The organism is Pseudomonas sp. PSB18, from assembly GCF_014596565.1.
Lineage (GTDB): Bacteria > Pseudomonadota > Gammaproteobacteria > Pseudomonadales > Pseudomonadaceae > Aquipseudomonas.
Window position 1 is genome coordinate 598,013 of sequence record NZ_NOIN01000001.1, and the last position, 20,342, is coordinate 618,354.

The window sequence follows — 20,342 nt, forward strand, 5'->3', positions numbered from 1 at the left end:
TCAGGAGAGCTTATGCGCTTGGCCATGGGGGCTTTGCTGTTACTAGGGACAGAATGTTCCGCCGCCGAACTACCCTTGCGTTTTGCCGTGACCGACGGCTGGGCCATGCCCATGGTGCAGATCGAACGGGGTCGCCCGACCCAGGGCATACTCCCTGACATCATGACCAGCCTGGCGACTCAGGTGGGCATGCCAGCCGAGTTCCACGTCTTGTCCCGGGCCCGGCTCGACGGCGCCATGCAACACGACGAAGTCGACGTGCGCTGTTATGTCAGCCCCGACTGGGTAAAGGACAAAGGGGGAGATTTCCTATGGAGTGTCCCGCTGTTCTTCCAGCGTGACCTGCTCGTCGGCACAGCCAGTGCCCCCAGACAAGTGGTGCCGGCGACGCTGGGGCAGCAGCCGATCGGTACCGTGCTCGGCTATACCTATCCAACCTTGCAGCCGCTGTTCGACAGCGGTCATGTAAGGCGCGACGACGCACGGAGCCAGGAACAAGTGCTGACAAAATTGCTTGCCGGGCGCTATCGCTACGGCGTGAGCAACCAATGGGCGCTGGACTGGTTCAACCAACGGCACACCGCTGACTACCAACTGCATGAGGTGGCCGTTTTGCAGGAACAGCAGTTGGGCTGCTACCTGCGCAATGATCCGAAAATCCCGGCACAACGTATCCTGCGCACCTTGCAGAACATGAAAGCTTCCGGAGAGATCGACGCGATCATCCAGCTTTATACCGGCCGCAGTGCGGAATCCGAAGCTGAAACCAGCGCCCCCTGAATGCCCGGACGTTGCTGCCATTGCGGCGGCGGAACAAACCTCGTCACCCAGCCCGGTATCTGCTCAGGTGGCATGGGGCGGGCGATGAAATAGCCCTGGGCGACTTCACAGCCCAGGCGCAGTAACAGTTGGCCATGCTCAAGGCTGTCCAGCCCTTCGGCGACGACCTGCCGATCGAACGCCTGTGCCAGGCCGATCACGGCCTTGGTCAAGGCCAGGTCATCCCGGTTCACAAGAATGTCACGGATAAAGGTCTTGTCGATCTTGATGGTCTGGGTGCGCAAATGCTTGAGATCATTGAGGGAGCAGTAGCCCGTCCCGAACCCACCCAGGGAGAACCCCACCCCCAGGGCCTGGCAAGCCTGGAGGCAGGCGCTGACATGCTGGAGATTTTCCACCGCGACGGATTCGACGATTTGCAGGTCGAGCATCCGCGGCGCCACGTCAGGGTGCCGCTCCAACATCTGTTGCAGCCGCTCGACGAAGTCCTCACGCTGGAAATGCCTTGCGGAGATATTGATACTCACCGGCCACCCTTGCCCCGCTTGCTGCCACAGGTGCAACTGAGTCATGACCTGTTCCATGACCCACTCGCCGATCTCGACGATCAGGTCGGTCTCCTCCGCCAGCGGCAGGAATTCACGGGGCGGCACCAGGCCCCGTTGCGGGTGCTTCCAGCGCAGCAACGCCTCAAGCCCCACCACAGTGCCGCTTCGCATATTGACCTTGGGCTGGAAATGCAGCCGCAGCTCATGGGCGGCCAATGCCTGCCGAACCCGCTCGACGGTCTGGTAAGTGGCCCGCACCTCCTTGTCCCGGGATACATCAAATAGATGGAAGCGATTGCGGCCGCTCTGCTTGGCCATGTACATCGCCTGGTCAGCATGGCGCAGCAACGTCTCGGCGTTTTCGTTGTCCCAGGGGAACAGTGTGACGCCGATACTTGCGAAGACCTTGATGCTTTTACCGTCAATGGCATAGGGCGTGGAAACAGCAACCAGCACCCGGTTCAAAGCCCCATGCAACTCATCCATCCCAGGCACATGACGCAACACCAGCACGAACTCGTCCCCAGCCAGCCGAGCAACCACATCTTCACTTCGCACGATGCTGCGCAGTCGCCTCGCGACCTCGACCAGCAGTTGATCGCCACTGGCATGGCCGTGACCGTCATTGACCGCCTTGAAGCCATCGAGGTCGAGCATGCAGACCGCCAGGGGAAAGTTTTCCGACTGGGAAAACGCCAGGGCCTGGTCCAGCAGGTCAGACAAATAGGTGCGATTGGGCAGCCCGGTCAGCACATCGTGCCCGACTCGCCACTGCAGGGAATGCAACTGCCGGCGCTTGTCACTGACATCGAAACGAATCGCCAGGTAGCGCTCGATCCGCCCCGTCGCGTCATCCATCACCGGTACCAGGGTGGTATCGACCCAATGCAACGTACCGTCCTTGGCGCGATTACAGATATCCCCCTTCCAGACCTGCCCCAACGAGATGGTGTGCCACATGGCACTGAAGAACTCGCCAGGGTGATGACCGGAATTGAGCAGGCGATGGTTCGCCCCCAGCAGTTCCTCGCGCCGGTAGCCGAAGAGGTTACAGAACTGGTCGTTGACGTAAGTGATACGCCCGCTCGCATCGGTCTCGGAAAACATCGCGGCGGCGTCAACGGCTCTGCGGTACTTCTTATCCATCGAAGCAGTCATCCATGAGTCAGGCTCATTTGTCGCGCGCGGTTGCACCGCCTTCGGACAGGCGAAAATCAACTAGGCTCAAACACCTTGAGATAAGCTGGGGCACGGCTTTGTCGGTGCCACCTGAACGTCCAGAACACCTGCCCCGTGCCACGATAATGGGCGCGCGACCCATTTCTTTTTGCACACTCCGGCATCTGAAGCAGGTCACCAAATGCCCGTCCCAAACGCTGATTCTACGAAACGCATCACATTTTGCAAAGCAAGGTGATGGATCACGCGGTTGCCTAATGCGAAAATCTATCGTTAAGTTCTTGATTCTAAATGGGAATTGAGCGATGCAAATTTCAAGTTTGGGTGCAGCCATCAGACGCTACCGCAAAGTAGCGGGGCTGACTCAGGCTGAACTTGGCGAAAAAACCGGTTTTGACCCCAAAACCATCAGCCGCTTCGAAACCGGCACCTACATGCCCAGCATCGAAGCCCTGTTCCTGCTCGCCAACGTACTGGACGTGCAGCTGAAAGCCTTTTTCGCCGACATGAATGATGAAGACGAGCAGCGCGCGTATCTGTTCGGTGTCATACACAAGGCCACTCCGAAGGACCTGGGCAAGCTGATCGCGGCGGTGGACCAGGCGCTGTCCAAGCCCTGAGTCAGGCGTATTCGTCCCAGCTATCAGGACTTGCCACACAACCTGTGGGAGCCGAGCTTGCTCGCGATAGCGGAATATCAGGCACATCAATGCAAGCCGACCCACCGCCATCGCGAGCAGGCTCGCTCCCACAGGGAGTCGGTGGCGAAGACTGAGTTTATGGGCATCCAGAAAAATGACCTGTCAATCAGCGCCCACCCCCCTTCGCCCGATCCACCGCAACCAGCACCAGTGAAATCACCACGAACGCCACCAGCACTAGCACCGCGTTGACCAGCACCTGTGAGTAGCCCAACCTGTCCACTTCGATGAACGGATAGGGATAGGAGCCGATAGCCTCACCGCGTATCAGGGCGTAAATGAAATAGGCCAGTGGATAGATCAGCCACATCCATATGTCGCTCCAATGCAAGGTTCCCTTCGGCACACAGAACCACCAATAGATCATGTACAGCACCGGCATCACATCGTGCAGTAGTTCATCAGCCACCCATTGCCAGCCTTGAGGGTTCCAGGTCTGGCGTAGCAGCAGGTTGTACGCCAGCCCGACCAGCACGATGGCAGCTGCCACCCCCGTCTGGGTCGAGGGCCGGAGGAAGAAACGTCGTAGCGCCGAGTCACCTGTCGTCGCCGCACAAGTCAGCACGATCGCCACCAGGATATTGGTCAGTACCGTGAAGTAGCTGAAAAAAATCTCCACGCCACCCAACAGGCTCTTCTCGGCCTGCCAACGCGAGGCCAGGATCAAGTAAAGCTGGAGAAGCAATGCAAACCATCCCAGCGCCGCCGCGACCTTCACGGCAATTGTCCCTCTGCTTTGCGTCAACACCATGTCGTTGTTCATCACGTTGCCCTCTGGCCGGTTAAACGAACCCTAGAAAGGCACAACGTGAAATTCTACTGTCAGAAATGACAGTGCCGATCAACGGTAATCGCCCGGACAGCAGAAGGCATCGACCGAATTCGGCCAGAACAAGAGAGATAAGGGGAAATCTGGCAAACCTTGCGGATGAAGGCCTGGGAGCGTTATGGAGGCAACCCCACCAGCCACACCCCGGCACACAATGTTCCCGCTGTGGCTGCTTCCTTCCGGATCTGACCAGGTTCACGGGTAATCGTTGCGGGGGGACCGATGGGGTCACCATAACGACGCCCGCCTGACGGCGAGCCGCGCCATTGTACCTATCTGACGGGAAGTTACAACCGTTCGCGCCGGATTAAAAAAGCGAAGACGTTCAAGCACTTGCCATGAGGGTGGATATGCGTTTGCTGCCATCCCGAGGAACCCTGTGGGAGCGAGCCTGCTCGCGAAAGCGGTGGGTCGGCTTGCATCAGGGCTGAATGAGCTGCCGCCATCGCGAGCAGGCTCGCTCCCACAGTAGATCGAGGATTGGCTGAGTGCGCAGCCATCCCGGCAAACCCATCGTTACAGCAGCACCTCATCCGCCCGGCCGCCCTCCTCCTGGATCACCAGATGGATGAAATGCAGTTTGGTGATGACAGCCGCTGGCACGACGAACGGATAAAAATCCGGCTGACCCATGCTGCGGGACAGTTCGTTGAGCATGCCGGCCAGTTCGATCCAGGCGTTGACGAACGACAGGAACGCCGTACCTCCGGTGTGCTCGGGATCGAACAGGGTTTCGGGTGGGAACGGTTGATAGTCGAAGTCCATGTCCTGCGCGCTCATGCCAAAGCCCAGCGCCGTGTCCACGGCGTCCATCATGTGCAGGTAGTGGGCCCAGGTTTCGGCCCAGTCCTCCCAGGGGTGCATGGTGGCGTAGGCACTGACGTAACGGGTTTGCCAATCCAGCGGCGCCCCTTGCTGATAGTGCCGTTCCAGCGCGTCGGCATAACTGGTCCGCTCATCGCCGAACAATCCGCGGAATGCTTCGAGCCAGTGGCTGTTGGCAATTAGAAGATCCCAGTAGTAATGCCCCACTTCGTGACGAAAGTGCCCGAGCAAGGTGCGATACGGTTCGTGCATCTGCTGGCGCACGGCCTCACGGTGGGCGTCGTCCGCTTCCTTGATGTCGAGCGTGATCAAGCCGCTGGCATGGCCGGTGGTCGGTGGCGTGCCGTCAGGGTCGGCGCCGATGAAGTCGAAGGCCAGGCCCGTGGATTCGTCGACGCTTTTCGGCGCGACCGGCAGACCGAGGGTGATCAGTTGCGCCACCAGCCTGCGCTTGGCCGTCTCGACCTTGCGCCAGCGTTCAGGGTTCTCCGGGATCGACAGGTCGGGGATGGTGCGGTTCAGCCTGCAGGCGATGCACAAGGTGTCGCGCCCCCCGGCTGGCAGCAGCCAGTTGCACGCTGCCGCGGTATCGAGGTTGGCGCAGCGGCGGAACAGGCCAGCCTGTGGGTCGGCATCCAGGGTCCAAGTGTCGGGCTGGTCACCGGGTTGCAGGGACGAGAGACGACTCTGCTCCGGCTGGTAGCCCAGCGCCGCCAGGCAGGCCAGGCACTGGCTGTTGCGGAAAAACAGCGACTGGCCGCAGCGACACGGCCAGATCTTGCTGTTGCGCGAACGGTCGCCCAGGAACGGCGCGGCGATGCGTGAGCTCAGTTGTTCGAAGAAGCGGTACATGGCGATCTCTCCCTGGAGCCTGCAACACTAGATCGTCTTCTGACAGAGACGTTCAGCCAAGTGCTCCCTCTGTGGCGAGGGGATTCATCCCCGTTGGGCTGCGAGGCAGCCCCAACACAGGCGACTCAATCAGCCTGATACACCGAGTCGCAGGGCTTTGGGGCTGCTGCGCAGCCCAACGGGGATGAATCCCCTCGCCACAGGGACCGCGCCCGACTAGGGCTAGACCGTGATGCCATGCTTGCCAAGGAATGCCACGAACGCCTCTTCGTCCAGCACCTTGAGCCCCAGTTCATTGGCCTTGGTCAGCTTCGAGCCCGCGCCCGGGCCGGCCACGACGCAATGGGTTTTCGCCGACACGGAACCGGCGACCTTGGCCCCCAGACTCTCCAGCTTGTCCTTGGCGACGTCGCGGCTCATCAGCTCCAGCGAACCGGTCAATACCCAGGTGTGGCCCGCCTCGGGCAAGCCTTCGACCACTTTCTTCTCGCTTTGCCAGTGCATGCCGAAGTCACGCAACTGCTGTTCCGCGGCCTCGGCCTGCTGGCGGTTGTCGGTGCTGGCAAAGAATTCCCGTACGGCATTGGCCTGCTTTTCCGGCAGCGCCTGGCGCATGTCCAGCCAGTCCGCGCTCATCACTGCCTCGAGAGAGCCGAACTTGTCCGCCAGTTTCTGCGCGCCGCCCGGTCCGACCGACGGGATGTGCAACTTGTCGAGAAAACCGCCCAGGGTGGTGCTGGCGGCGAATTCGGCGCCCAGTTCACCCTGGTCCTGGATATCGAGGCCATGACGCAGCAGATCCGCGATCACCTGGCGGTTGTGCGGGTCTTCGAAGAAGCTGTGGATCTCGTGCGCCACTTCCAGGCCCACGTCCGGCAGGTACGTGAGCACTTGGGGCAGCGCCGCTTGCACGCGCTCCAGCGAGCCCAGGGAGCGCGCCAGGACCTTGGCGGTTTCCTCGCCGACGTCCGGGATGCCGAGGGCGTAGATGAAGCGCGCCAGGCTGGGTTTCTTGCTGTCGACGATGGCCGCCAGCAACTTGCGGCTCGACAATTCGGCGAAGCCTTCCAGGTCGACCACCTGCTCGAAAGTCAGGGCATACAGATCGGCAGGCGATCCCACCAGACCCTCGTCCACCAATTGCTCGATGCTCTTTTCCCCGAGCCCTTCGATGTCCATGGCCCGGCGCGAGACGAAATGAATGATCGCCTGCTTGAGCTGCGCCCCGCAGGCCAGGCGCCCGACACAGCGATACACCGCGCCTTCGCTGATGGTCTCGCGGCCCTTGCTGCGTTTGATGAGTTGCGTGCGCTCCACGTGGGAGCCACACACCGGACACTGTTGGGGCACTTCCACCGGGCGGGCATTTTCCGGGCGGCGCTCGGTGACGACTTGTACCACTTGCGGAATCACGTCCCCGGCGCGGCGGATAATCACCGTGTCGCCGATCATCAGTCCCAGGCGCGCCACTTCATCCATGTTGTGCAGGGTGGCGTTGGCCACGGTCACGCCGGCCACCTTGACCGGCTTGAGCCGCGCAACCGGCGTCACCGCTCCGGTGCGGCCGACCTGGAACTCGACGTCGAGCAACTCGGTGAGTTCCTCGCTGGCCGGGAATTTATGGGCGATGGCCCAGCGCGGCTCGCGAGCGCGGAAGCCGAGCTCACGTTGGGAAGCAATGCTGTTGACCTTGAACACCACACCGTCGATTTCATAGGGCAGCGCGTTGCGTCGCTCACCGATGTCCCGGTAGTAATCCAGGCATTCGTCGACGCCGTGGGCCAGCTTCAGTTCGCGACTGATGGGCATGCCCCAGGCCTTGAGCTGCTTGAGATTGCCGATGTGGGTATCGGCGATATCCGCCGTCACCTGGCCGATGCCGTAGCAGCAGAACTCCAGCGGACGGTTGGCGGTGATCTTTGAATCCAGTTGCCGCAGGCTGCCGGCCGCCGCGTTGCGCGGGTTGGCGAAGGTCTTGCCGCCTGCCTCCAGCTGCGTGGCATTGAGGCGTTCGAAACCGGCCTTGGACATATACACCTCACCGCGCACTTCCAGCACGGGTGGCCAGCCGCTGCCTTGCAGCTTGAGAGGGATGTTGCGCACGGTGCGCACGTTGACGCTGATGTCTTCGCCGGTGGTGCCGTCGCCGCGCGTGGCACCGCGTACCAACAGGCCGTCCTGGTACAACAGGCTGACCGCCAGGCCATCGAGTTTCGGCTCGCAGCTGTATTCCACCGCCGCACCGCCGCCCAGCAGATCGCCCGTTGGCAAATCGAGGCCTTCGGTCACCCGACGGTCGAATTCGCGCAAGGTGGATTCGTCGAAGACGTTGCCCAGGCTGAGCATCGGGATCTCGTGACGGACCTGGCTGAACGCCGACAACGCTACGCTGCCGACCCGCTGGGTCGGTGAGTCGCTGGTCACCAGCTCCGGGTGCTGCGCTTCCAGGGCCTTGAGCTCGTGGAACAGGCGGTCGTACTCGGCGTCCGGAATGGTTGGCTCATCGAGGACGTGATAGCGATAGTTGTGCTGATCCAGTTCGGTGCGCAGCTCTAGGATGCGGGTTTCGACGGCATTCATGGGTGTTCTCTCATAAAGCAAAAAGAGCAGCCGAGGCTGCTCATTTCAATCAGTCAAGTAACGCTCGGCAGAGAACCTGTGGCGAGGGGATTTATCCCCGCTCGAGTGCGCAGCACTCGCAAACTCTGTGGCAACACAACATTTTGAGGGCTGCTTGGCAGCCCAGCGGGGATAAATCCCCTCGCCACAAAAGCGGTTTGCCACAAGCGGCTACCAGAGGCGCTCTGATCAGCGCTTCTGGGTCAATGCCCGGCGTTCGAATTCAACAATACGCTGGCGGTAGTGCTCGATGGTCTGGGCCGTCAGCACGCTGCGCTGGTCATCCTTCAATTCGCCATTGAGTTCCTGGGACAACTTGCGAGCCGCCGCCACCATCACGTCAAAGGCCTGCTTGGGATGACGCGGGCCTGGCAGACCAAGGAAGAAACTCACCGCAGGCGTGCTGAAATGATCGATGTCGTCCAGGTCGAACACCCCTGGCTTGACGGCGTTGGCCATGGAGAACAGCACCTCACCGTTGCCAGCCATGCTTTCGTGACGATGGAAAATGTCCATCTCGCCGAAACGCAGGCCGCTTTCCAGGATGTTCTGCAGCAACGCCGGGCCCTTGAAGCCGGCCGGATCGCGGCAGATCACGCTGATCACCAGGACTTCTTCGGCCTGGGCCTGCTCCTTGTCGCTGCTCGACGCCTTGCTCTCGTCCGGGAAGTCGTCGCGGCTGCTGAAGCTCGGGCCGCCATCCAGGTCCAGGTTGAGGTTCAGGTCACCCTGGGACGGTTCGTTGTTGCGCTTGCCGCGCTTGGAACCCGACTCACGGGGCTCGCGCACCGGCGCGCTTACCGACGGCAGGTCATGCTCGTCCAGCTGCGGCTCCTTGTGGGTGTCCAGCACCCGGGGCGGGCCCAGCAGCTCGGCATTGTCATCGTCGTCCGGCAGGTTCGACAGGCTGCGATCAAGGCGGAATTTGAGTTTCCCCTTGCCACCGCGCATGCGGCGCCAGCCATCGAAAAGAATACCGGCAATGACAATGATGCCGATGACGATCAGCCACTCGCGCAGACCGATTTCCATGTAATCCCGTGCCTCTATAAAAATGCTGAAAAATAAGGGGCTTAGCTATTTGCAAACCGCTTTAAAACGTGGCGCCAACTCTATGTTCTGAATGGCGTTTTGCCCACGCACACGAAAATTTGACATTAAACTAGCACGACCAAAGATAACTTTACACCGTCTGTCGCATAGGCTTGTGCCAATCTGTGATTTGAACGGCCTTCGGCGGGGATAAAAGTCCCGACAACTCGTCAAGAAGTTGCTCGAGAGATCCCGCTTCAGGCATCCACCATCGCCATGGCCTCCTCGACATCCACCGCCACCAGCCGCGAACAGCCCGGCTCGTGCATCGTCACGCCCATCAACTGATCAGCCATTTCCATGGCGATCTTGTTATGGGTGATGTAGATGAACTGCACCGTTTCAGACATTTCTTTTACCAGGCGCGCATAACGGCCCACGTTCGCGTCGTCCAGCGGCGCATCGACTTCGTCGAGCATGCAGAACGGCGCCGGATTCAACTTGAAGATGGCAAATACGAGGGCCAACGCGGTCAGCGCCTTTTCACCACCGGAGAGCAAATGAATGGTGCTGTTCTTCTTTCCGGGAGGACGCGCCATGATCGTCACCCCTGTATCGAGTAGATCTTCGCCCGTCAGTTCCAAGTAAGCGCTGCCGCCACCGAAAACTTTTGGGAAAAGCGCCTGCAAACCGCCATTGATCTGATCAAAGGTATCCTTGAAGCGGTTGCGGGTTTCCTTGTCGATCTTGCGAATGACGTTTTCCAGGGTTTCCAGCGCTTCCACCAGGTCAGCGTCCTGGGCGTCCAGATAACGCTTACGCTCGGACTGCTGCTCGTATTCGTCGATGGCCGCCAGGTTGATCGCGCCCAGGCGCTGGATCCGCGCCGCAATGCGTTCCAGTTCTTCCTCGGCGTCTTTCTCATTGGCCCCGGCCACCAGGGTGGCGAGCACGCCGTTAAGGTCGTAGCCGTCCTCCAGCAGTTGATCCTGCAAGGCTTTGCGGCGCACGGTCAGGGCCTGCCATTCCAGGCGTTGCTGTTCCATCTGGCCACGAATCAGCTGGGACTGCTGCTCGGCCTGGCTACGGCGCTTCTCGGCATCGCGCAGTTCGCGGTCGGCGTCCTCCAGGGCGATCTGTGCCGTCTTGAGTTCTTCGTCGACACTCATCCGCTTGTCGAGCAGTTCCTCCAGCTTGAGACGCAGCTCTTCCAGGGGGGCCTCCCCCTCTTCCAGGTTCAGGCTCAACTGTTCGCGTTTTTCGGTGAGGCGTTCGGACTGCATTTCCAAACGCTCGAGGGCCTGGCGCGTGGAGTCGTATTGCGCCTTGAGCGAGCCCAGGCGCACCGCCAACTGATGGGCATGGTCCTTGTGCTGACGCGCTTCCTGGCGCACCCGGTCGAGGCGTTCGCGCAAGCTATCGCGCTGGGCCAGCAACAGCTCACGTTGCTCGGTGTCCAGCGCCATGGCGTCGAGCGCCTCCTGCAGTTGCAGGCGCGCCTCGCCGACCTGTTCGTGTTCCAGCGCCCGTTGCTCGCCCAGCTCGGCGATCTCTTCTTCCAGACGGGTGCGACGCAAGGCCAATTGTTCGGCCTTGGCCTTGCCGGCCGATAGCTGCGCCTTGAGCTCGCCCTGCTGGCGCGCTTCGTCCTGCAACAGCCGACGCAGGTGTTCACGGCCGTTTTCCTGTTGACGCTGCTGCGCCCGCAGATTCTGCAATTCGGTTTCCAGGGCTTCAACGCTGGCTTCACGCTCGTCGCGCTCGGCGCCCAACCGCTGGATTTCCTGACCCCGGGCGAGCATCCCGCTCTCGGCTTCGCTGGCCCGGCGCACCCGCAGGAAATGCCGGCCGACCCAATAGCCGTCGCGACTGATCAGGCTCTCGCCCGCCACCAGTTGCCCGCGCAGTGCCAGGGCCTGTTCGAGGTTTTCCACCGGCCTGACCTGCCCGAGCCAAGGCGACAGATCGACCTTGGCCTCGACTTTGTCCAGCAGGCTGCCCGGCATCCGCACACCGTCACCGGCCGGGCTGAGCAGGCGCAGGTCGCCCTGGGTGAAACCCGAGAGGTCGAAACCGGCGAAATCGTCCACCAGCACCGCTTGCAGATCGGCGCCCAGCACGGTTTCCACCGCCAGTTCCCAACCGGCGTCGACCTTCAGTCCTTCGGCCAGTCGCGGGCGCTCGGCCAGATGCTGGTCGCGCAGCCATTCGGCGGTGCCGGTGCCCGGGTCCAGCGCGGCTTGCTGCAAGGCCTCCAACGAGGCCAGACGACCGTTGAGCCGTTGCAGCTCGCCCTGGGCCTGCTGTTGATTCTGAAGGGCCAGTTGCAAGGCCTGGCGCAGTTGTTCGAGCCGCTCGACCTGGGCGTCTTCGCTGGCCTGCAAGTCTTCGAGGGTGGCTTCGCTGGCGGCCAGTTGTTCGCTCAGGTCCAGGATTGCCGCGTCTTCCGGGTCTGCGGCGAGCAAGGCGCGCTCTTCGGCCAGGCGACGCTGGCGCTCGGCCAGGCGCTCCATGCTGGTTTCCAACTGCTGGATGCGCGACTGCTGGACCTCGGCCTGACGCCGTGGTTCGGCGGAAGTCAGGTTGAACCGGTCCCACTGCTCCTGCCAGCCGTGCATGGTCAGCTCGGCTTCTTCCAGGGCTGCGGCGGCCTCTTCGGCAGCGGCGTTGGTAATTTCCTGCTCTGGCGTGAGCCGGTCCAGTTCTTCGCCAAGGGTCAGCAGCAAAGTGCGGTCATGCCCCAGGTGAGACTCGGTCTCCAGGCGCGCACGCTCGGCTTCTTTCAAGTCGTCCTGTAACTGGCGCAGCCGTTGCTGGCCGTGCTGGATGCTCTGCTCGACCCTGGCGATATCGCCGCCGACCGAATAGAAGCGCCCTTGCACCAGGTTGAAGCGTTCGGACAGTTCGTGGTGCCCGTCACGCAGCCGCTCGATGGCGGCATCGGCATTGCGCTGTTCGGCCACCAGCGCTTCGAAGCTGACCTCCTGGTTGCCGATGATCGCTTCGCGCTGGCCGACCTGCTCGTTCAGCGCCTGCCAGCGCAGGGCCGAGAGCTGGGCCTTGAGCTGGCGCTCCTCGCCCTTGTATTCCTGGTATTTGCGCGCGGCCTCGGACTGGCGGTGCAGGCGTTCGAGCTGACGGTCGAGCTCTTCGCGCAGGTCGGTCAGGCGCGCCAGGTTTTCGTGGGTACGACGGATCCGGTTCTCCGTCTCGCGCCGGCGCTCCTTGTACTTGGAGATACCGGCGGCCTCTTCGATGAAGTTGCGCAGGTCTTCGGGCTTGGCCTCGATCAGCTTGGAGATCATGCCCTGTTCGATGATCGAGTAGCTGCGCGGGCCCAGACCGGTGCCCAGGAAGATGTCGGTGATGTCGCGACGCCGGCACTTGGCGCCGTTGAGGAAGTAGCTGTTCTGGCTGTCGCGGGTCACCTTGCGACGGATGGAGATTTCCGCATAGGCCGCGTACTCGCCGATCAAGGTGCCGTCGGAGTTATCGAACACCAGCTCGATGCTCGCCTGGCTGACCGGTTTACGGCTGGTGGAGCCGTTGAAGATGACGTCGGTCATCGATTCGCCGCGCAGGTTCTTGGCCGAACTCTCGCCCATCACCCAGCGCACGGCGTCGATGATGTTCGACTTGCCGCAACCGTTGGGCCCCACCACCGCCGCCATGTTGCTGGGGAAGTTCACCGTGGTCGGGTCGACGAAGGACTTGAACCCCGCCAGCTTGATGCACTTGAGGCGCACGTTCAGGCCTTCGTCAGGGCGGCAACCACCAGATCGCAACTGCGCTGACAGTAAGCCGTCAGCACAACGCGGATCTGCGGCAGATCACGGGCCAGCACCGCGACGAGCAGGCGCTGAAACAGGTCGAGGAACTCGCTCATCTCGGCCTTGCGCTGCTCCAGGGCCAGGAAATAGGCGCGGCTCATGGCCGGTTGCAGGTTCTCGACGGTTTCCTGCAAGTACGGGTTGTTGGCAAACGGATAGGCCGCACGCATCACACTGAAGCTCTCGTCGACGAACGAGCGGATGTCCTGGCGCCCGAAGGCATCCTTGAGGCGCTGCTGGATCTGCAGGAACGGCGCCATGTCGACCGAGTCCCGCCAACCGTGGGCTACGGCGTTGCCCAGCAGGATGTACAGCTCGCTCATCAGCGTACAGAGGCTGCGCACATTATGTTCGGTAAGTTCGGTGACGTGAGCACCACGGCGCGGCAGGATCGCAATCAGATGGCGTCGCTCCAGGATCAGCAGGGCCTCGCGGACCGAGCCGCGGCTGACATTGAGCGCCAGCGTGACCTTCTGCTCCTGGATACGCTCTCCCGGCTTCATTTCGCCGCGAATGATGCGTTCGGCGAGATGATGGGCGATTTGCTCGGCGAGGCTGTCCGGGGCCTTGAACGTCATGGTTGTCCTTCAAACTCTTCGATCTGCACAAGCGGCGCAGTGTAGCGCACTCGATACGTCATGGCGCAGGGCCTGTACCGGGTTTTTGGCACGATTCAAGCAAAAAAATAAGCAAAAAAACAAAGCGGCTCGCCCTGAAACGAACCTGTGGGAGCGAGCCTGCTCGCGATAGCGTTGGATCCGTCACGCATTCATCGGCTGACACACCGCCATCGCGAGCAGGCTCGCTCCCACAAAGCGTACATACTGAATGAACACGACAGTTGATCGACAGAACGAATTTCCTGACCTTTAAGTCAGAAAAACGTTGACCGAAAAGTCAGACCTGCTAAATTCGGCCTACGTCGATACAACAATAATGAATCTGCGAGGCCTTCCGTGATCCAGTTTTTACTCAACCAGGAACTCCGTAGCGAGCACACCCTGGACCCGAACCTGACCGTGCTCAACTATTTGCGCGAGCATGTCGGTAAATCCGGCACCAAAGAAGGGTGTGCCAGCGGCGACTGCGGTGCCTGCACCGTGGTGGTAGGCGAATTGGACACGGACGAAAGCGGCCGCTCGCGCATTCGCTATCGCAGCCTCAACGCCTGCCTGACCTTCGTCTCGTCCCTGCACGGCAAGCAACTGATCAGCGTCGAAGACCTCAAGCACCAGGGCCAGTTGCACAGCGTCCAGCAGGCGATGGTCGATTGCCACGGCTCGCAATGCGGCTTTTGCACACCAGGCTTCGTCATGTCGCTGTTCGCCCTGCAAAAGAACAGCGATCAACCCGACGCCCACAAGGCCCACGAAGCCCTGGCCGGCAATCTGTGTCGCTGCACCGGCTACCGGCCGATCCTGGCTGCTGCCGACCAGGCCTGCTGCGGCAAGCAACCCGACCAGTTCGACGCCCGCGAGGCCGAGACCATTGCCCGTCTCGAAGCGATCGCGCCGAAGGAAACCGGCGAGCTCAACTGTGGCGATAAACGCTGCCTGGTGCCGCTGACGGTGGCCGACCTGGCCGATCTCTACGACGCCTATCCCCAGGCGCGCCTGCTGGCCGGCGGCACTGACCTGGCTCTGGAGGTCACCCAGTTCCACCGCACCCTGCCGGTAATGATCTACGTAGGCAACGTCGCCGAACTCAAGCGCATCGAGCGTTTCGACGACCGCCTGGAAATCGGTGCTGCCACAGCGCTGTCCGATTGCTACGAGTCCCTGAAAGCCGAGTACCCGGACTTCGGTGAACTGCTGCAACGCTTCGCCTCGCTGCAGATCCGCAACCAGGGCACCTTGGGCGGCAACATCGGCAACGCCTCGCCCATCGGTGACTCGCCGCCGCTGCTGATCGCCCTTGGCGCACAAATTGTGCTGTGCAAGGGTCAGGTCCGTCGCACCCTGGCGCTGGAGGATTACTTCATCGAATACCGGGTCACTGCCCGCCAGGAAAGCGAATTCATCGAGAAGATCATCGTGCCCCGGGCCAGCGCCGAGCAGACGTTCCGCGCCTACAAGGTATCCAAGCGCCTGGACGATGACATCTCTGCGGTGTGCGCGGCGTTCAACCTGCGCATCGACAACGGCATGGTCCGCGATGCCCGCGTGGCCTTCGGCGGCATGGCCGCCATCCCCAAGCGTGCCAAGCATTGTGAAGCCGCGTTGATCGGTGCGCAGTGGAACGACAGCACCCTCGAGCGAGCCTGCGCCGCCCTGGCCGAAGACTTCACGCCGCTGTCGGACTTTCGCGCCAGCAAGGAATACCGCCTGCTCAGCGCCCGCAACCTGCTGCGCAAATACTTCATCGAACTGCAAACGCCGCACATCGAGACTCGGGTGACCGCTTATGTCTAACCATCACGCCGTAGAGAAGACCCAAGCCGAACTGGCCGAGCTGTTTGCCCGCGACCTGAGCACCGGCGTCGGTCGCAGCGTCAAGCACGACAGCGCCGCCAAGCATGTGACCGGTGAAGCGCAATACATCGATGACCGTCTCGAGTTTCCTAACCAGTTGCACGTCTACGCGCGACTGTCGGACCGCGCCCACGCCCGGATCCTGCGCGTCGATACCTCGCCGTGCTACGCCTTCGAAGGCGTGCGCATCGCCATTACCCACGCCGACATTCCCGGCCTCAAGGACATCGGCCCGTTGCTGCCTGGCGACCCGCTGCTGGCCATCGACGATGTGCAGTTCGTCGGCCAACCGGTGCTGGCCGTTGCAGCCAGAGACCTGGAAACCGCCCGCAAGGCGGCGATGGCCGCGATCATCGAGTATGAAGACCTGGAACCGGTGCTGGACGTGGTCGAAGCCCTGCGTAAACGGCATTTCGTGCTCGACAGCCACACCCACCAACGGGGCGATTCCGCCACCGCACTGGCGAGTGCCGAACATCGCATCCAGGGTTCGCTGCACATCGGCGGCCAGGAACACTTCTACCTGGAAACCCAGATTTCATCGGTGATGCCCACCGAAGACGGCGGCATGCTCGTCTATTGCTCCACCCAGAACCCCACCGAAGTGCAGAAACTGGTGGCCGAAGTGCTGGGCGTGTCGATGAACAAGGTCGTGGTGGACATGCGCCGTATGGGCGGCGGCTTTGGCGGCAAGGAAACCCAGGCCGCCAGCCCGGCCTGCCTGTGCGCGGTGATCGCGCACCTCACCGGCCAACCGACCAAGATGCGCCTGCGCCGGGTCGAAGACATGCTGATGACCGGCAAGCGCCACCCCTTCTACATCGAATACGACGTGGGCTTCGACAGCAACGGGCGCCTGCACGGCATTGCCCTGGAACTGGCCGGCAACTGCGGCTGCTCGCCGGACCTGTCGGCGTCGATTGTCGACCGGGCGATGTTCCATGCCGACAACGCCTATTACCTGGGCGATGCGACCATCAACGGCCACCGCTGCAAGACCAACACTGCGTCGAACACCGCTTACCGTGGCTTCGGCGGCCCTCAGGGGATGGTTGCCATCGAAGAAGTCATGGACGCCATCGCCCGGCACCTGGGGCTCGATCCGCTGGCGGTGCGCAAGGCCAACTATTACGGCAAGACCGAGCGCAACGTCACCCACTACTACCAGACTGTCGAGCACAACATGCTCGAGGAGATGACCGCAGAGCTGGAAGAAAGCAGCCAGTACGCCGAGCGGCGCGAAGCGATCCGTCGCTACAACGCAGGCAGCCCGATCCTGAAAAAGGGCCTGGCGCTGACACCGGTCAAGTTCGGCATCTCGTTCACCGCCAGTTTCCTCAACCAGGCGGGTGCCTTGATCCACGTCTACACCGACGGCAGCATCCACCTGAACCATGGCGGCACCGAAATGGGCCAAGGCCTGAACACCAAGGTCGCGCAGGTGGTGGCCGAGGTGTTCCAGGTGGAAATGGACCGGGTACAGATCACCGCGACGAACACCGACAAGGTGCCGAACACCTCCCCCACCGCGGCCTCCAGTGGCGCCGACCTGAACGGCAAAGCCGCGCAGAATGCCGCCGAAACCATCAAGCGGCGCCTGGTGGAGTTCGCCGCGCGACAGTACAAGGTCAGTGAAGAAGACGTGGAATTCCACAACGGCCATGTGCGGGTCCGCGATCACATCCTGACCTTCGAGGCACTGGTGCAACAGGCGTATTTCGCCCAGGTCTCGCTGTCGAGTACCGGGTTCTACAAGACCCCGAAAATCTACTACGACCGCAGCCAGGCTCGTGGCCGGCCGTTTTATTACTACGCCTATGGTGCAGCGTGCGCCGAGGTGATCGTCGATACCCTCACCGGTGAATACAAGATGCTGCGCACCGACATCCTCCACGACGTCGGCGCCTCGTTGAACCCGGCCATCGACACCGGCCAGGTCGAGGGCGGCTTCATCCAGGGCATGGGCTGGCTGACCATGGAAGAACTGGTGTGGAACGACAAGGGCAAGCTGATGACCAACGGCCCGGCCAGCTACAAGATCCCGGCCGTGGCCGACATGCCGCTGGACCTGCGGGTTAGGCTGGTGGAGAACCGCAAGAACCCCGAAGACACGGTGTTTCACTCCAAGGCCGTGGGCGAGCCGCCGTTCATGCTCGGCATCGCCGCGTGGTGTGCGATCAAGGATGCCGTGGCGAGCCTGGGGGATTACCGGCACCAGCCGAAGATCGACGCGCCGGCGACACCGGAACGGGTGTTGTGGGGCTGTGAGCAGATGCGCGGGTTGAAGGCAAAGGTGGTGGAGCCTGAAACCGAGTTGGCTTCGCTTTAGGACCGCGTCGCGGCCAATCGCGAGCAGGCTCGCTCCCATAGAGGGTCAGTGTTCACAAATCCCTGTTGGAGCGAGCCTGCTCGCGATGAGGCCGCAACAGACAACAAAGCAATGTTGAAAAGCGGACGCGGAGCGTCCAGAGATGCATTCCCACGCAGAGCGTGGGAACGATCAGTCGAGGTGAACATGTACAACTGGATCAGCGCCCTCGCCGACCTGCAAACCCGCGGTGAACCCTGCGTGCTGGTGACGATCATCGAAGAACTCGGCTCGACCCCGCGCAACGCCGGTTCAAAAATGGTCATCAGCGCCAGCCAGACCTTCGACACCATCGGTGGCGGGCACCTGGAATACAAGGCCATGGAAATTGCCCGGCAAATGCTCGCCAGTGGCCAGCAGGGCACGCATCTGGAGCGCTTCAGCCTCGGCGCCAGCCTGGGCCAGTGCTGCGGCGGCGTCACCGTGCTGCTGTTCGAACCCATGGGCCAGGTGCAGGCGCAGATTGCCGTGTTCGGCGCCGGTCATGTCGGCCGGGCCCTGGTGCCCTTGCTGGCGAGCCTGCCTTGTCGGGTGCGCTGGATCGACTCGCGGGAAGCCGAGTTCCCCGAACAACTGCCCCATGGCGTACAGAAAATCGTCAGCGAAGAGCCGCTGGACGAGGTCGATGAATTGCCCGCCGGCAGCTACTGCATCGTCATGACCCACAACCATCAGCTCGATCTGGAGCTGAGCGCGGCGATCCTCAAGCGCAACGACTTCGCCTACTTCGGCCTGATCGGCTCGAAGACCAAGCGGGTCAAGTTCGAACACCGCCTGCGCGATCGCGGTTTCGACAGCGGCGCCTTGCAACGCATGCGTTGCCCGATGGGCATTGGCGAAGTCAAAGGCAAGCTGCCTGTGGAAATCGCCATCTCCATCGCCGGCGAAATCATCGCCACCTATAACGCGGATTTCGGCCAGCACACCGCCCGCGCCGAACCCATTGCCAAATTGCTGCCGGCCTCGCGTCGCAGCCAAGCCAAATCCTGAGATTCCCCATGCCCACGACACGCAAAGCCTACCGCGCCGCCCTGCTCCACAGCCTCGCCGACCCGGCCGAAGTCGGCCTCGAAGCCTCTTATGAATATTTCGAGGACGGCCTGCTGGTGGTGGAAAACGGCCAGATCAGCGCCCTCGGCCACGCCCATGACCTGCTGCCGAGCCTGGCGGCGGACATTGAAATCGCCCATTACCCTGACGCGTTGATCACCCCCGGCTTCATCGACACCCACATCCATCTGCCGCAGACCGGCATGGTCGGCGCCTACGGCGAACAACTGCTGGACTGGCTCAATACCTACACCTTCCCTTGTGAACGCCAGTTCGCCGACCCCGCCCACGCCGAAGCCGTGGCCGATATTTTTATCAAGGAGCTGCTGCGCAACGGCACCACCACGGCCCTGGTGTTCGGCAGCGTGCACCCACAATCGGTGAATGCCTTTTTTGAAGCGGCCGAGAAGCTCGACCTGCGGATGATCGCCGGTAAAGTGATGATGGATCGCAACGCCCCGGACTACCTGACCGACACTGCCGAATCCAGCTACACCGAGAGCAAGGCGCTGATCGAACGCTGGCACGGCAAGGGCCGCCTGCACTACGCCGTGACCCCGCGCTTCGCCCCCACCAGCACGCCGGAGCAATTGGCGCTGGCCGGTCAGTTGCTGGAGGAATACCCGGACCTGTACATGCAGACCCACATCAGTGAAAACCTGCAGGAAGTGCAATGGGTCAAAGAGCTGTTTCCCGAGCGCAAGGGCTATCTGGACGTCTACGATCACTACCGGTTGCTCGGCGAGCGTTCGGTGTTCGCCCACGGTGTGCACCTGTGCGACGACGAATGTGCACGCCTGGCCGAAACCGGTTCGGCCATCGCGTTCTGCCCGACCTCGAACCTGTTCCTGGGCAGCGGTCTGTTCAACCTGCCGATGGCCGAGAAGCACAAGGTCAACGTGGGGCTGGGCACGGACGTCGGCGGCGGCACCAGTTTTTCGCTGCTACAGACCCTGAACGAAGCCTACAAGGTGATGCAGTTGCAGGGCGCGCGGCTGAGCCCGTTCAAATCGCTGTACCTGGCCACCCTCGGCGGCGCCCGGGCCTTGCGCCTGGAAGATCGAATCGGCACCTTGCAGCCGGGCACCGATGCGGATTTCCTGGTGCTGGACTACAACGCTACGCCGCTGTTGAGCTATCGCCTGAAGCAGGCGCGGGACATTGCCGAGAGATTGTTCGTGTTGATGACGCTGGGGGATGACCGGACGGTGGCGCAGACCTATGCGGCTGGCAGGTTGGTGCATCAGCGGTAGGGATC

General features: G+C 62.0%; 13 protein-coding genes and 1 other RNA gene. 6 read left to right on the forward strand and 8 right to left on the reverse strand.

The features are described 5' to 3' along the window. The first annotated feature begins 12 nt into the window (after positions 1-12). On the forward strand, positions 13-780 hold the full coding sequence (locus CGA22_RS02640; RefSeq protein WP_041023790.1) for a substrate-binding periplasmic protein: 768 nt from the start codon (positions 13-15) through the stop codon (positions 778-780). Here the strand turns inward: CGA22_RS02640 and CGA22_RS02645 are convergent. Continuing rightward, positions 732-2,474 carry a putative bifunctional diguanylate cyclase/phosphodiesterase gene (locus CGA22_RS02645; RefSeq protein ID WP_041023789.1) on the reverse strand — a complete coding sequence of 581 codons (1,743 nt, stop codon included), beginning with the start codon at positions 2,472-2,474 and terminating at the stop codon, positions 732-734. The two genes, CGA22_RS02640 and CGA22_RS02645, sit on opposite strands and share 49 nt — an antisense overlap. A 338-nt stretch (positions 2,475-2,812) precedes the next feature. On the opposite strand from CGA22_RS02645, the gene CGA22_RS02650 reads away from it, so the two are divergent. Continuing rightward, entirely contained in the window at positions 2,813-3,127 is a 315-nt protein-coding gene (locus tag CGA22_RS02650) for a helix-turn-helix domain-containing protein (protein ID WP_041023788.1), read from the forward strand. Positions 3,128-3,314: 187 nt separating this feature from the next. Here CGA22_RS02650 and CGA22_RS02655 read toward each other — a convergent pair whose 3' ends face one another. The 7 genes from CGA22_RS02655 to CGA22_RS02685 all read right to left on the reverse strand — a co-directional run bounded on the left by CGA22_RS02655 (position 3,315) and on the right by CGA22_RS02685 (position 13,773). After that, positions 3,315-3,971: a Pr6Pr family membrane protein gene (locus CGA22_RS02655; RefSeq protein WP_052435172.1), complete on the reverse strand. Its 657-nt coding sequence runs from the start codon at positions 3,969-3,971 to the stop codon at positions 3,315-3,317. 194 nt (positions 3,972-4,165) lie between these two features. Beyond that, positions 4,166-4,262: signal recognition particle sRNA small type (gene ffs, locus CGA22_RS02660), an RNA gene on the reverse strand. Between the two features lie 291 nt (positions 4,263-4,553). Continuing rightward, positions 4,554-5,714 (reverse strand): putative zinc-binding metallopeptidase, encoded by a 1,161-nt coding sequence (locus CGA22_RS02665; protein ID WP_041023832.1) that lies wholly within the window; start codon positions 5,712-5,714, stop codon positions 4,554-4,556. Between the two features lie 222 nt (positions 5,715-5,936). Then, entirely contained in the window at positions 5,937-8,294 is a 2,358-nt protein-coding gene (ligA, locus tag CGA22_RS02670; RefSeq protein WP_041023831.1) for an NAD-dependent DNA ligase LigA, read from the reverse strand. Between the two features lie 228 nt (positions 8,295-8,522). Further along, positions 8,523-9,365, reverse strand: a complete 843-nt coding sequence (gene zipA / locus CGA22_RS02675) for a cell division protein ZipA (protein ID WP_041021654.1) — start codon at positions 9,363-9,365, stop codon at positions 8,523-8,525. 257 nt (positions 9,366-9,622) lie between these two features. Continuing rightward, positions 9,623-13,111, reverse strand: a complete 3,489-nt coding sequence (gene smc, locus CGA22_RS02680) for a chromosome segregation protein SMC (protein ID WP_041021653.1) — start codon at positions 13,109-13,111, stop codon at positions 9,623-9,625. A 2-nt stretch (positions 13,112-13,113) separates the two neighbouring features. After that, a complete protein-coding gene (locus CGA22_RS02685; RefSeq protein ID WP_041021652.1) occupies positions 13,114-13,773 on the reverse strand; it encodes a GntR family transcriptional regulator in 660 nt (219 codons plus the stop codon). A gap of 378 nt (positions 13,774-14,151) precedes the next feature. On the opposite strand from CGA22_RS02685, the gene xdhA reads away from it, so the two are divergent. The 4 genes from xdhA to guaD all read left to right on the forward strand — a co-directional run bounded on the left by xdhA (position 14,152) and on the right by guaD (position 20,337). After that, positions 14,152-15,606, forward strand: coding sequence for a xanthine dehydrogenase small subunit (gene xdhA, locus CGA22_RS02690; protein WP_041021651.1), 1,455 nt, complete (start codon positions 14,152-14,154; stop codon positions 15,604-15,606). Beyond that, on the forward strand, positions 15,599-17,995 hold the full coding sequence (xdhB, locus tag CGA22_RS02695; protein ID WP_188258471.1) for a xanthine dehydrogenase molybdopterin binding subunit: 2,397 nt from the start codon (positions 15,599-15,601) through the stop codon (positions 17,993-17,995). Before xdhA ends, xdhB begins: the two co-directional genes overlap by 8 nt. A gap of 186 nt (positions 17,996-18,181) precedes the next feature. Beyond that, on the forward strand, positions 18,182-19,024 hold the full coding sequence (xdhC, locus tag CGA22_RS02700; protein ID WP_041021649.1) for a xanthine dehydrogenase accessory protein XdhC: 843 nt from the start codon (positions 18,182-18,184) through the stop codon (positions 19,022-19,024). Between the two features lie 8 nt (positions 19,025-19,032). Continuing rightward, a complete protein-coding gene (gene guaD, locus CGA22_RS02705; protein WP_041021648.1) occupies positions 19,033-20,337 on the forward strand; it encodes a guanine deaminase in 1,305 nt (434 codons plus the stop codon). Positions 20,338-20,342 lie beyond the last annotated feature (5 nt).